We start from the raw sequence: 12,919 nt of genomic DNA, 5'->3' as shown, positions 1-12,919 counted from the left end.
GCCCCCTGGATGCAACAGCGCAGCCTTCGTATCTGCATCATCACCGATGCCTGGCACCCCCAGGTAAACGGTGTCGTGCGCACGCTCGATACGCTCCGTCATGAACTGAAGGCCCGCGGGCATAAGGTCTTCATGCTGACGCCGAAGCTTTTTTCCACCATGCCGCTGCCCACCTACCCGGAGATCAAGATCGCGCTGAATGCCCGCAGACGGACCGCCGCGATCCTGGACCGCTGGCAGGTGGATGCGATCCATATCGCCACCGAAGGGCCGCTTGGCTGGGCCGGGCGCGCTTGGTGCCTGAAGCATGACCGGCCGTTCACCACCGCCTACCATACCGCCTTCCCGGAATATGTTGAGGCCCGCTTCCCGGTGAAGGCCGACTGGATATACCCGCTGTTCCGTCGCTTCCACGCGAAAAGCAGCGGTGTGCTGGTCGCCACCCAAACAGTGCGGACGCTGCTCTCGGACAAAGGTTTCGGCAATATCGTCGAATGGACGCGCGGCGTGGACACCAATCAGTTCCACCCGGACCTGCGCGGCAGCCAGTCGGAAATGCAGGGCATGGAAGGGCCGGTCCAGCTTTATGTCGGCCGGGTCGCGGTTGAAAAAAACATCGAAGCCTTCCTCAAGAGCCAGGTTCCCGGCACCAAGGTGGTGGTCGGCGACGGCCCCGCCCTCAAGAAGCTTCAGGCCGACTATCCGGACGTCCGCTTCCTCGGCCCCAAGTTCGGGGAAGACCTGGCCGCGGCCTACGCCAGCGCCGACGTCTTCGTCTTCCCGAGCAAGACGGACACCTTCGGCCTTGTGATGATTGAAGCGCTCGCCTGCGGCACACCGGTTGCCGCCTACCCGGTGCAGGGGCCCTTGGATGTGGTCGGCGCGGACGGTACAGGCCCGTTCGAGGACTGGACCACCCCGATCGCGGCCCTTGATGCTGATCTCGATACGGCGATCCGCAGTGCGCTTACCTGTGACAGGGACGCCGCCGCCAGCTTCGCCAGGCTTTATAGCTGGCAGGCCGTGACCGACCAGTTCCTCGCCGCCCTCGCCGCCTAAGCCCCGTGGGTTACGGGGTCGTCATGGCTGGCGGCTTCATCGTCTTCCGGCGCCAGGAAGTCGGGCCGCGGCACCGCATAGTCCGCGATATTGGAGCATAGCTGATAGAAGACGATGCTGCCCGCCCCGGCCCAGAAGGCAATCAGCAGGTAAGTGCTGGCCGTGGCCAGAAAATGGACCAGTACATAAACCCCGCCGGAGAGCAGCCCCACCGTGCCGCCGACAAAATAGTCCGCCGCCATATGCAGGCCGTCCATCACCAGGGACACGCCGATATTCACCACCCATAGCGCCAGGAACAGGCGCAGAAGGTCCGTCGTGTGGCCCCTCGTCATCCGCCAGGAATCGAAAAGCCCATGATGTGGATGACCGAGGGCTGCTGCCGGCATCATCAGGGCAAGCCGCACCACAAGCGGTGAGGCAACAAGGACGGCAAGACTTGCGAAATAAAACAGCATATCGCCCTGAGCCAGCCTTCCAGCCAGCATCAGTTTTTCAAGTCCCACACCGGCCAAATAGATGATGATGCCAACAAGGCACAGATAGAATTGGAACAGGAGAAGCCGCCTGAAGGCCTGCCCGGCCCCGACCAGATGGCCGTCAACCGCCAGGAATGTCCCGTCTTCCGGGTCCATCCCTCCGGGGCCACGCAGCATCCGCCGAACCCAGAAAAAGGCGATAAAACTGCCCAGGTAAATCAGCAAGAAAACCGCAGCGAGCGGCCGTTTGCCGCCCTCATCAGCCACCAGGCTCACAAGCAGCATCAACACCGCCGGCGCCATCGCAGCCTTGCGGAGGCCGTTCTTACGGGCCCACAAAAAATGGAAGGCGGCAGAAAACACATGCCGCGTGTTTACTCTTACCATCGTCACCCCCCATCGCGGCCAAAAGCCAGTCCGGTAACTGTTGTTAAGATTTCGTTAACACTTTACGCCAATCCGGACCCAAGAACAACCGCAGCCTTGGAGGGAATCACACTTTCAGGCATGAAAACGCCCTACTGCCACGAAACTGTCACGCGGTTTTCCTTGCTCAAACGGCCTGATCCGCGTATAAGGCGCGCAAATCTTGGATTCGGGGGCCCCGGGGAATGTTTTCCGTGGGCCTTTTTTAAGTTGAAAGTCACATGACGAAAAACATTCGCAATATCGCCATCATCGCGCACGTCGACCATGGCAAAACCACGCTGGTGGATAACCTTTTCCGCCAGTCCGGCACCGTGCGTGACAACCAGCGCGTCGCCGAACGCGCCATGGACAGTGGCGACCTGGAGCGTGAGCGCGGCATCACCATTCTCGCAAAATGCACGAGCGTGATGTGGCAGGACACCCGCATCAATATCGTCGACACCCCAGGCCACGCCGACTTCGGTGGCGAGGTGGAGCGTATCCTTTCCATGGTGGATGGTGTTGTCCTTCTGGTGGATGCCGCTGAAGGCCCGATGCCGCAAACCAAATTCGTGACCATGAAGGCACTGGCCCTTGGCCTGCGTCCGATCGTGGTTGTGAACAAGGTGGACAAGCCGGACGGTGACCCGGACAAGGCAACCGACGCCTGCTTCGACCTGTTCGTGGCGCTGAACGCCAACGAAGACCAGCTCGACTTCCCGATCCTCTATGCATCGGGCCGTGATGGCTGGTGCGACGAAAGCCTCGAAGGCCCGCGTGAGAACCTGCACCCGCTGTTTGAGAAGATCATCGAGCATGTGCCTGCGCCGGAACCCGTGCGCGAAGGCGCGGCTGACAAGCCCTTCTCCATGCTGGTCACCATGCTGGACCGTGACAACTTCCTCGGCCGCGTGCTGACGGGCCGCGTGCAGACCGGCCGTGTCAGTGTTGGCGACCCGATCCACGCCCTGCGCCCTGGTGGCCGCGTCGTGGAAACCGGCCGCATCACCAAGCTTCTGTCCTTCCGCGGGCTGGAACGCACCCCGGTCGATAGCGCCGAAGCCGGTGACATCATTGCCATCGCAGGCCTCGCTGACGCCACGGTTGCCGACACCATCGCCGACCCGCAGGTTACCGAGCCCTTGACCTCGCTGCCGGTTGATCCGCCGACGTTGGCCATGACCTTCGCCGTCAACAACAGCCCGCTTGCGGGCCGCGAAGGCAAGCATGTGACCAGCCGCGTGATCGGTGACCGCCTGGCGCGTGAAGCCGAAGGCAACGTCGCCATCAAGATCACCGAAACCGAAAACAAGGACGCCTTCGAAGTCGCAGGCCGCGGCGAGCTTCAGCTCGGCGTGCTGATCGAGACCATGCGCCGCGAAGGTTTCGAGCTGGCCATCAGCCGCCCGCGCGTTCTGTTCAAGACCGACGAGAACGGCAAGCGCACTGAGCCGTATGAAACCGTCCAGATTGACGTGGACGAGGAATACCAGGGCGTTGTGGTTGAGAAGATGTCGCTTCGCAAAGCCGAGCTTCAGGGCATGGCCCCGTCGGGCGGCGGCAAGGTTCGCCTGACGTTCGATGCCCCGGCCCGTGGCCTTATCGGCTACCACGGCGAATTCCTGACCGACACCCGCGGCACCGGCATCATGAGCCGTCTGTTCGACCGCTATGACGCCTACAAAGGCCCGATCGCCGGCCGCCAGCGCGGGGTGCTGATCGCCAACGACGCCGGCAAAGCCGTGCCTTATGCGCTTTGGAACCTGGAAGAGCGTGGCTTCATCATGATCGACCCGGGTGACGAATGCTACGAAGGCATGATCATCGGTGAGCACAGCCGCGACAACGACCTGGACGTGAACGTCCAGCGCGCCAAGCAGCTGACCAACATCCGCGCCTCGGGCACCGACGAAGCCGTGCGTCTGACCACGCCGCGCCGCCTGACGCTTGAAGAAGCGCTCGCTTACATCAACGATGACGAGCTCGTGGAAGTGACGCCGGAAAGCATCCGCCTCCGCAAGCGCTTCCTGAAGCCGCACGAACGCAAGCGCGCGAACAAGGCCGCCGCCGAATAAGCGGCGCGCATAAAAACACCAAAGCCCCGGCCACCGCGCCGGGGCTTTTTCGTTTCAGCCCCAGCCGCACGCCGTCAACTTCCCCTTAAGATATTAGGGGTTATTGTGTCTCCGAAATGAATGGACAGGTGGAAGGGTCCGAGGAGGGGCAAGGTGATCATCGTTGCCGGCACCATTGAGGTCGCGCCGGAATACCGGCACGAGGCACTGGAAGCCTGTGTCGAGTTCGTGACCGCCAGCCGCCGTGAGTTCGGCAATCTTCGCTATGACATCAGCGAGGATATCGACATCCCCGGCCTGTTCCGGGTCTATGAGGAATGGGAAGCGCAGGAAGCGCTGATCCGCCATATGAAAGCGCCTTATACGGTCTTGTTCCGGAAGGCGCTAGCAGACATTCAGGTGCTGGCAATCAATGTCCAGCGCTACACGGCCGAGCCATTTAAGCCAGCCAAGCGCTGACCGGCAAAGCCTGCCCCGGCACACCCCTGGGCACGAAAAACAGTTTGACGGTACACGGTTAACATGATCTGTGTGCCGCAAATATTTGAGGGAGAAGTACCACTATGGCCGCACGTAAGGTCCAAGTGTTTTTTTACGGGTCCTACATCAACCTGTCCGCGCTTGAAGAAGCCGGCATCAAACGCCGCGCGTTCGCGCCTGCAGCCATCCATGGTTTCGTGATTGAGGTCAAGCCGCTCGCCAACCTCGTGGAAGGCGGCGACGGCGTGGTTTACGGCATTCTCGCCAACCTCACCCATGATGAGCTGGACCAGATTTACCGCCACGCCACCGATACCCTGAAGGGCCATGTCTATAACCCGGAAGCGGTGATCGTGCATACCCGCGGCGGCAAGACCGTGCCTGCCATGGTCTATATCTGCCATGAAATGGAAGCAGGGAAGGCGGACCCGGCCTATGTGGAGCGTATCCTGGAATCCGCCCGCAGCTATGGCTTCCCCAAATGGTACCAGGAGCGCCTGGCCAGCTTCAAAGCAGCGTGAGGCACGAGCCTAGCCAAGCTTGAAATAATTCCGCACGGCCAAGAGCGCGAAGAACAGGAAGATGGTGGACGCGATATTATGCGCGCCTGCCATGAGCCCGACATCGAAGGGCACACCGTTCGCCTCCCCGAACAGGGCATCGACCGCCCGCGAATTGCTGGCATGGAAAACACCGACAATGGGAAAGGCGTTGGCGAGCGTATAATTCACCAGATGCCCCATGTCGGTCCATAACCCACCGATGCCGAACCGGCTGGACCTGAGCCAATACAGGATGCCGAAAAAGACGGACGCATTTGCCCACCAAAAAATCGGCCGCCAGAAGCTGAGACCGCATTTGCTGAATAGCTCGAACAGGTTGATCATGGCAATTTCCTGCCATGATGTCGCCTCATGCCCCCGCCGACAGAGAAGCTCGGCCCGGAAAAAGCGCTTTTCCGCTAAGTGATGGTGCCCGGCCGCTGCTAGCTCTTGAAGGCGGCGCAGTTTGGCCCCCGCGTCTGCATCCTGCGTTCGACTAGTTTTCGCGAAAATAGCCTTCAGGGTTTTGCCCCATTGCCACCAACGCCCCTGCTCAGCAACCGGCTCCGCCACCTGTGTGAAACCAAGATTGGGAGGGATTCTGAAAATAGTCCCCTTGAAATTGGGCACTGATTTGCTGGCATTGCCCTCTACCGGAGCAGAATCATAAGCTCGTTTCAAATCGTCCCGCAGACCCTTGTAGAGAGTAAAGTCTTGAAACCTTTTAGGTCTTCCAAAGAGAGTATGATCGAAGTCAACCGCAGCACCAAATTGGCTAAACGAAAAATAGGCCTCGTCTAAAAAGCATGCACTCCTCCAATTTGAAAACCTCTCAAACTGACAATTGCACCAATTTGCTGGCCCACAAAAAATCGCCCGTTCAAAAGACACATCATTCAGGAATTTTGCATCTGCAAACCACGTGAATTCTCTAAACAATGCCTCATGGAAGTTCACCTGTGCCCCAAAATAGACGCCCTCAAGCCCTATACTGTCACTAAACTCAGCGCACATAAATGAAGTGACACCGGCGAATTGGGCTCCGACGAAGCTAACATACCCTTTGAAAGAGGCCTCATCAAAGACAGCTTCTCCTGCTAAAAAATGGGCACCAGAAAACTCCACTTCTCTGTGAAAACAAGCGTCAAAGAAATATACTGTGTTGGCAAAGACTGCCAGGTCGAATGACACTTGCTTTGCAAAGGTCGCTCTCTCAAAAGAGGTGATACAAGGGAATATAAATTCGTCAAATGACTCCACTGCGACTAGATAACGCCCCTGTGTATCCCGTACTTGTCCTTGCGCAAAATCAATGCCATGCAAAAGAAAATAATCAACGTTGCCTTGTCTTCTAGGTGCCTGACGCAGGGAGATGGAGCGGTAACCAGAAAAGGTCCCTAGTACCATCCAACGTTCGTCATTTAGCTGTGCCCACTGGACCCAATAGTTCCACTCGTCAGCCCCTTTATTGGCACGGTCGAGGGGAGGCATAGCATCCAATTCTTGGAAATGGGCGTCACGATCAACCAGATACTCAACATCGAAGTTTTCATACTTCATCAGATCGGGGATATTGTCGGCATACTCAAGTTGCTGACTTGTGATTTCCCTGTAGCAGTCCATCAATTGCTGCTTCCGATCCGCCATAATCCCCCCTCTGTAGTGCTTTTCGCCTCAATACCCGGCAGGCTTATCCTCCAACTATGCCCCCATTGGTAATCATGATGCAATTATAAAGGCTTCTGAACATTTTCAGAGCAATACTTGCCCTCGGGTACTCCACGCTTCCTCTTGAAACCCTCAAGCCGCTTTCCCATGTCTTTTCTATAAGAGGCACGCGAAAACAGCGGCCCTATAACAGCGAGGATAAAGGAGGAAGCCATGCGTCTGCTGCTGGCAATCTTGTTCCCACCATTGGTGTTTTTCACCATCTGGCGCCCGTTTCAGGGTATATTCTGCATGATCCTGTGGATGACGATCATCGGCTGGCCTGTCGCCGCCATCTGGGCGGTTTATGCGCTCAGCCAGTACCGTAACGAGGAAATGCGGCGCGACATGGAATATGGCCGCCGTTACAGCCGTTATTAAACGCTAGGGGAAGGGAACAACATCATGCTGTGGACAATCTTAATTGGTGCGGTCGCCGGTTTTCTGGCCGGGCACATCCTTCGGGGTGAAGGCTTCGGCGCCATCGGCAACATCGTGCTCGGCATCCTGGGCGGGATCGTCGGTAAGCTGCTCTTCGGCGTGCTCGGCCTTGGGCCGACCGGCATGATCGGTCAAATCATTGCCGGTGTGGTCGGCGCCGTCATCCTGGTGCTGGTATTCGGCAGCACCAAGGCGCGCAGGCACCGCCGTCACCTGAACGACTAACGCTTCAGCAAAGAATTAGCGAAAGCGCGCGGGGCTATAAAGCTCCGGGCGCACGCCGTGTGCCTTCAGCTCTTCGGGCAGGTCTTCCCCGAGGACGAGCGTGGCGGCAAGCGCCGACCAGGCAGGCGAGGTCTGGATACCGTAGCCGCCCTGGCCCACGGACCAGAAGAAAGCCGGCTGGTCGGCATCGAAGCCGATCACGGGGGCGCGGTCCGGCGCAAAGGTGCGGAGACCCGCCCATTTTGCCTCCAGCTTTTCAACGGTGGCGCCAGTTACGCGTTCGAAATGGTCGACCGCGACGGCGATGTCTTCCAGCTCCGGCTGGGCATCTGTCGGGACGCTCGGCGTTTCATCAGCGGGGGAGACCATATAGCCTTCGCCCTCCGGCTTGAAATAGAAGGCTTCCCCGACATCGATGATGACAGGGCCGTGACGGTCGAACGGCAGGCCTTGCGGGTTTTTGAAGGTCACGATGGTGCGCCTGAGCGGCGTGACCCCGAGCGGCTTCACGCCCGCGCGTTCGGCGACCTGGTCGGCCCACGCCCCGGCAGTGTTGATCAGCACCCGCGCGGTCAGCGCACCGGTCCGGGTTTTCACCTGCCAGCGGCCGCCTTCATACACAGCGCTTTCGAGCCCGCTTTCCAGCAGGACCTGCGCGCCGTGCGCCTTGGCACCCTTCAGGTAACCCTGGTGGAGCGCGGCAACGTCGAGGTTGGCGCAGTCCGGGTCATCGATCCCGGCGGTCAGCATGTCCGGCTTCAGGTAGGGCGCGCGGCGCAGCACCTCCTCAGCGGGCAGCACCCGCACCCCCGGCAGCACTGACATTTCGGCGAGCGCCGCATCGGCCTCCTCCCGCTGGTCTTCCCGGAAGATATGGATCGCGCCCAATGGCCCCTGCAGCGGGGCTTCGGAAAAGCCTTCCGGGGGCGCGCGGAAGAATCCTTTGGACGCGGTGGTCAGCGGCTGCAGCTTCGGCCCGCCATAGGTCTCGGCATAAAAGGCGGCGGAGCGGCCAGTGGTGTGATAGCCCGCCTGCGCTTCCATATCCAGAACCGCCACGCTGCCTTTGGGCGCCAGGCGGTACGCCATCCCTGCCCCGGCAATGCCGGCACCTATAATCAAAAAATCCACGTCCATACTGATACTTTCGTTGCCGAAGACAGGCAATTTGTGGTCTAAAGTCCGGGCCAGATCAAGCCGTTCGCGCCCTGTTTGGCCCATATAGTTAAATTGAGGAAGTGCCCGTGTCCAGCCCGCTGCCCGCGTCTGAAATAGAAACCCTGACTGCCTTCGCCTGCCGCCTGGCGGATGTGGCCGCCGAGGTGACGCTAAAATATTTCAAATCGCCCATCAGCGTGACCGACAAAGCCGCCGGCGCCGTGTTCGACCCGGTGACCGCAGCCGACCGCGGCGCGGAGGAAGCGATCCGCGCTGTCATCGAATCCGAATACCCGGACCACGCCATTTTCGGCGAGGAATTTCCCCGCAAGGTAACCGACAGTCGGTTCGAATGGATCCTCGACCCGGTGGACGGCACCCGCGCCTTCATCTCCGGCCTGCCGACCTGGGGCACGCTGATCGCGCTCATGTATGATGGCGAGCCGCTGATTGGCGTCATTGACCAGCCCTATATCAAGGAACGCTATCTCGGTTGGCCGGGGGGCGCGAGCCTGAATGGCGCGCCGATCCACACCCGCGCGTGCCCGAACCTTGATAAGGCGACTGTTTCCACCACCGATCCGGCGCTGTTTAGCGCCGAGGAACGCCCGCTTTTCGATGCGCTCCTCGGGAAGACCCAGCTGGTGCGTTACGGGCTGGACTGCTACGCCTACGCCGTTTTGTCGGCGGGCCATATGGATATCGTGGTGGAAGCCGGGCTGAAGCCCTATGACATGGCCGCCCTCATCCCCGTCGTCCGCGGCGCGGGCGGTGTGGCCACCGACTGGGACGGCCGGGAAATGGGCGAATGCCCGCGCGGCCGCCTGCTGGCGGTCGGTGACCCGGCGCTTTATGATGCGGTTCGTGAAATCCTAGGCTGACGGCGCGTCTTCGCCTGCATCTTCTGAAGCTTCTTCGGCTGCTTCCTTACTGGGCGCAGGCTGCGGCGCGGGCACAAGCATCTCATGGCCGAAGACCGGTCGGCCTTTCAGGTCCATGAAATCACCGATCGCCTGCCAGACCTCAGCCCGATACTCATCCTTTTCCTTCAGGATTTCGTGCATCGCGCCGTCGACCACCACGAACTTGACGTTGGGCATCCGCTCCGCGAAGGCGGCCTGCGCCTTGTTGTCGACGATGGTGTCCTCCCCCGCCTGGATCATCAGGACCGGGGTTTCGATGCTTTCAGGAACACCCTGGTCGTTGAGCTTGTCGCAGGACTTCAGGGCCTCCCACAGCCATTTGTAGGTGGCGCCGCCAACCGCGAGCCGCCGGTCCTTCTCCTTGATGAAAAAGTCCTCATCGCAGAAACGCTCATCATCGTGCGTCAGCTTCTTGCGCCAGCCCCAGCGGCCTTCTTTGAAGGCGGTATGGCCGGGGATATAGGCGGCGCCGAGCCCAAGATGCCGCGCCACATAAGGCAGGCCGTAGGTGACAAACTTGGGCAGCGGTCCGGCGTTGATGCGCACCATCGGCGCCACAGTGATGGCGGCCTCGGCATAGCCCGGGTATTTGGCCAGAAAGCGCAGGATGACATGGCTGCCCGCAGAATGGCCCATCAGGATGAAAGGCTTGGGCATCTTGTTCACCAGCTTCTGGTCAAAGAAGCTTTTGAGGTCCTCGATGTGGGTGTCGAACGTGCGGACATAGTGCTTGTCCCTGTCCGGATACGGGCGGTAGGACATGCCCTGGCCCCTAAGGTCCATGGCGGCACAGGCGAAGCCGAGCGCGTTCCAGATATGGACGTCCTCAAGGAATTTTTCGATGAATTCGGTACGGCCGGGCAGGAAGATGATCGTGCCCTTGGGCTCCAGTACATGGCTGGCCGGGAAGCGGGCGAAGCGGATCTGCTCGCCGTCCTCGGCTTTGAAATAATTGAAAACCGCGTCTTCCGGCGGTTGGCGCCTGTGTTCCTTCGCGTCGGCTAAAATAGCCGCGGTCGGGAGCCTGTCCTTGTCCGTCAACCCATTCCTCCCCTGCCTGATGGGTGTCGTTTGTCAGGTCTTGGGGATTTCCTGTGTGATGAAGCCCCGCGACTCTCCTGTTAAACGGATGCCATTTGTGTCGGCACCTGGCAAGAACAGATTGATCGGCAGGATAGGCGTATAGGTATATTGGACTTCAACTGTGACGAGTTTGGTCTGGTCGGTCGGGTCCTCGGGCGCGGTGACGACGATGGCGTTCAGGTTATTGGGGTCAAGCCCGATCAGGTTTGATCGCGCCTCATTCTGCACGTCCTGCACCGTGGCGTTATAATGCACGAGCGCATAGCGCGTGGCTTCCTCCGCCGCGTGGATGATCACGCCCTGGGTGAAGGCGATGCGCGCCACTTCAGCAAGGAAAATAACCGCACCAAGATAGATGGGCAGCGTCAGCGCGAACTCGACCGCCGCCACGCCGCGTTCGGCGCGCCGGAAGCCCCGGAACCGCCTGGCCACGCGGGAAAGCGATGCTGCGGTTCGTGCTGCCATGCGTTTCATGCCCATGCCCTTCATCAATTCAGCCTCACCACCACGCGTTCAGACAGGTTGAGGCTTTTATCGAGCCCCGGATAGGCGAACAACATGGCGTAGGTTTCCTTGAGCTTGATCTCAAGATAGGCGCCGCGCAGGCTGCCGTCCGTGCAGGTCAGGTCCTGGCCGTTGGTGCCGGTGCAATCGATCGAGCTGCCGTCCGGGCAGGCACAGAACATATTGGCTGTCACCTGCCTATCTGACCCCGCCGTTACCACCGGGGCCGCGGTGTTCACGGCACTGATGATGGCGCTATAGTCGCCGTCCACCGGTTTCCGCACCAGGGCATACTGCATCCCCGCACGGACCGCGTTGGCAAGCTCCAGGTTGCGGCTGTAGGCGAGGCCATAGTCCAGGACACCGAGCGCCATGAAGATGATCACCAGCATGATGAGCGCGGTCTCCACCGTGATGGAGCCCTTCTCATTGCGCCCCAGTGTGCCCAGCCTGGCTTTAGCCTCTCTGATTTTATGCCGCCATGTCATGCCATCACTCCACCAACTGGATCCGGATTTGCGGGCTCACGTCCATATTGAGGGATTGGCAGATGGCATCGCTGTTGCCCACCGTGCTGCTGCCCTCGAACGTAACCGTCGCGCCGAAAATCTGCATACAGGACGGATCACTCGCCGCCCCGCCGGAAAATTGAATGTCGCTACTCGGCATATAGATGACGCCGTCGAACAGCAGGTCGGCCCCCCCGAGAAACTTGCCCGTGCTGGTCCTGTAGTCGGCCTTCGGGTCCTGATAAACCAGGATGCCTTCATAGTCGCCGCTCGTGGGCGCCACCAGGTCAGCCTTAGAGCCGCCGTTGATACTGACCGTGCCGACATCCGACGGTGTGTCCCCCGTCAGGATGAAGGTGACACCATTACCCGCAAACTGGGCGCCCGCGTTGGCGATGAAACTGCCGCCGTCGATGACATAGGTGCCGGGCTCGAACGTAACGTTGGAGCCCTTGACGTTAATATCGCCACAGTATCGGCCCGGTGTCATGACCTGGTCGTTGTTCACCGTGGTCGCGCCGGTGACATCACAGGCCGAGATCGGCGGAATCGGCAGGTTGGCATAAGGGTCCTTGGTCGGCTGCGCGAAAGTTTGCAGCGGGCTGTTGGTCACCAGCGTCGCCGAGCCGGAGACAACGATATCGCCCACGGCCATCGCGGGGTCAGCCGTCAGGCTGGCGTTACCGCCAACATAGATGGACTGGCCGCTCGTACTGTTGGACGCCACGCCGCATTCGGCCACAACCTCAGCCGAGCCGGAGAATTCGAGCGCGCGGTCGGCTGTCTTATCCAGCGCCACAATACATTGCGTCCCGATGATCAGCGTACCCGCGACCGCACGCGCCGCCACATTGACAGTCAGGTTATTGCCGGACAGACCATAAAAGGCCGACAGGAAGTTCAAGGTGACCTTCCTGCTGATGATCACCTCCATAAAGCCGTTCTTGCCGACATAATCCCCGCTTGTGGGCGGTGAATTGAAGGTGACGGTATCGGTGGAGGCGTTCAGGCCGTAATGGGTCAGAAAGGTGTTCACCTTGTCCGCAAGCCCACTGCCCGAATAATAGTTACCGGTATGGACGGCTTCGATCGCCGCCATATCCACAAGGTTCTGGACGTCCCGCTTCTGCATGTACCAACCGGTGACATCCAGCCCCAGGCCGCCAAAGCCCAGGATCATGGGGAATAGTACAGCGGTCATCACCAGCGTGCCTGCGCCTTCGTCTTTGATGAACCGTCTGATCAATGGGCCAAGCATCCTCGACTCACTTTCTTTGATCATGTGTGTTTGCCTGAAGTTCCAACCTACCGGAACTTCCTTACCGA

14 protein-coding genes are annotated in these 12,919 nt (G+C 59.9%); 7 read left to right on the top strand and 7 right to left on the bottom strand.

Going from position 1 to position 12,919, the window contains the following annotated elements; genetic code table 11:
• Positions 1 to 9 precede the first annotated feature (9 nt).
• Positions 10 to 1,059: a glycosyltransferase family 4 protein gene (locus K6118_RS05905; RefSeq protein WP_247119302.1), complete on the top strand. Its 1,050-nt coding sequence runs from the start codon at positions 10 to 12 to the stop codon at positions 1,057 to 1,059.
• Here K6118_RS05905 and K6118_RS05900 read toward each other — a convergent pair.
• Positions 1,056 to 1,925 (bottom strand): hypothetical protein, encoded by an 870-nt coding sequence (locus tag K6118_RS05900; protein ID WP_247119301.1) that lies wholly within the window; start codon positions 1,923 to 1,925, stop codon positions 1,056 to 1,058. The two genes, K6118_RS05905 and K6118_RS05900, sit on opposite strands and share 4 nt — an antisense overlap.
• 260 nt (positions 1,926 to 2,185) lie before the next feature.
• On the opposite strand from K6118_RS05900, the gene typA reads away from it, so the two are divergent.
• From typA to K6118_RS05885, 3 genes are all read left to right on the top strand, one after another.
• Complete coding sequence (gene typA / locus K6118_RS05895; protein ID WP_247119300.1) at positions 2,186 to 4,021, top strand: translational GTPase TypA; 1,836 nt, start codon at positions 2,186 to 2,188, stop codon at positions 4,019 to 4,021.
• Positions 4,022 to 4,174: 153 nt separating this feature from the next.
• The gene (locus K6118_RS05890) at positions 4,175 to 4,480 is read left to right on the top strand and encodes a putative quinol monooxygenase (RefSeq protein ID WP_247119299.1); all 306 of its coding nucleotides are present in this window, start codon (positions 4,175 to 4,177) and stop codon (positions 4,478 to 4,480) included.
• A gap of 104 nt (positions 4,481 to 4,584) precedes the next feature.
• The gene (locus K6118_RS05885) at positions 4,585 to 5,022 is read left to right on the top strand and encodes a gamma-glutamylcyclotransferase (RefSeq protein ID WP_247119298.1); all 438 of its coding nucleotides are present in this window, start codon (positions 4,585 to 4,587) and stop codon (positions 5,020 to 5,022) included.
• A 9-nt stretch (positions 5,023 to 5,031) separates the two neighbouring features.
• On the opposite strand, the gene K6118_RS05880 is transcribed toward K6118_RS05885, so the two are convergent.
• Positions 5,032 to 6,690, bottom strand: a complete 1,659-nt coding sequence (locus K6118_RS05880; protein ID WP_247119297.1) for a pentapeptide repeat-containing protein — start codon at positions 6,688 to 6,690, stop codon at positions 5,032 to 5,034.
• A 234-nt stretch (positions 6,691 to 6,924) separates the two neighbouring features.
• Here K6118_RS05880 and K6118_RS05875 point away from each other — a divergent pair, with 234 nt between their 5' ends.
• Positions 6,925 to 7,131, top strand: coding sequence for a YqaE/Pmp3 family membrane protein (locus K6118_RS05875; protein ID WP_247119296.1), 207 nt, complete (start codon positions 6,925 to 6,927; stop codon positions 7,129 to 7,131).
• A 24-nt stretch (positions 7,132 to 7,155) separates the two neighbouring features.
• Complete coding sequence (locus K6118_RS05870; RefSeq protein WP_247119295.1) at positions 7,156 to 7,416, top strand: GlsB/YeaQ/YmgE family stress response membrane protein; 261 nt, start codon at positions 7,156 to 7,158, stop codon at positions 7,414 to 7,416.
• A gap of 15 nt (positions 7,417 to 7,431) precedes the next feature.
• Here the strand turns inward: K6118_RS05870 and K6118_RS05865 are convergent, their stop codons facing one another.
• A complete protein-coding gene (locus K6118_RS05865) occupies positions 7,432 to 8,538 on the bottom strand; it encodes an NAD(P)/FAD-dependent oxidoreductase (RefSeq protein WP_247119294.1) in 1,107 nt (368 codons plus the stop codon).
• A 122-nt stretch (positions 8,539 to 8,660) separates the two neighbouring features.
• On the opposite strand from K6118_RS05865, the gene hisN reads away from it, so the two are divergent.
• A complete protein-coding gene (hisN, locus tag K6118_RS05860; protein WP_247119293.1) occupies positions 8,661 to 9,455 on the top strand; it encodes a histidinol-phosphatase in 795 nt (264 codons plus the stop codon).
• Here hisN and K6118_RS05855 read toward each other — a convergent pair.
• Genes K6118_RS05855 through K6118_RS05840 form a run of 4 tightly spaced genes read right to left on the bottom strand, consistent with a single transcriptional unit; the run spans position 9,447 to position 12,839 of the window.
• A complete protein-coding gene (locus tag K6118_RS05855) occupies positions 9,447 to 10,538 on the bottom strand; it encodes an alpha/beta fold hydrolase (RefSeq protein ID WP_247119292.1) in 1,092 nt (363 codons plus the stop codon). The two genes, hisN and K6118_RS05855, sit on opposite strands and share 9 nt — an antisense overlap.
• A 33-nt stretch (positions 10,539 to 10,571) precedes the next feature.
• Positions 10,572 to 11,054: a TadE/TadG family type IV pilus assembly protein gene (locus K6118_RS05850; protein ID WP_247119291.1), complete on the bottom strand. Its 483-nt coding sequence runs from the start codon at positions 11,052 to 11,054 to the stop codon at positions 10,572 to 10,574.
• Positions 11,055 to 11,068: 14 nt separating this feature from the next.
• Complete coding sequence (locus K6118_RS05845; RefSeq protein ID WP_247119290.1) at positions 11,069 to 11,572, bottom strand: TadE/TadG family type IV pilus assembly protein; 504 nt, start codon at positions 11,570 to 11,572, stop codon at positions 11,069 to 11,071.
• Positions 11,573 to 11,576: 4 nt separating this feature from the next.
• The gene (locus tag K6118_RS05840; protein WP_247119289.1) at positions 11,577 to 12,839 is read right to left on the bottom strand and encodes a TadE/TadG family type IV pilus assembly protein; all 1,263 of its coding nucleotides are present in this window, start codon (positions 12,837 to 12,839) and stop codon (positions 11,577 to 11,579) included.
• Positions 12,840 to 12,919: the final 80 nt, after the last annotated feature.

The organism is Kordiimonas marina (assembly GCF_023006325.1).
In the GTDB taxonomy this organism is placed as follows: domain Bacteria; phylum Pseudomonadota; class Alphaproteobacteria; order Sphingomonadales; family Kordiimonadaceae; genus Kordiimonas; species Kordiimonas marina.
This window is presented reverse-complemented; position numbering and strand designations above follow the sequence as displayed.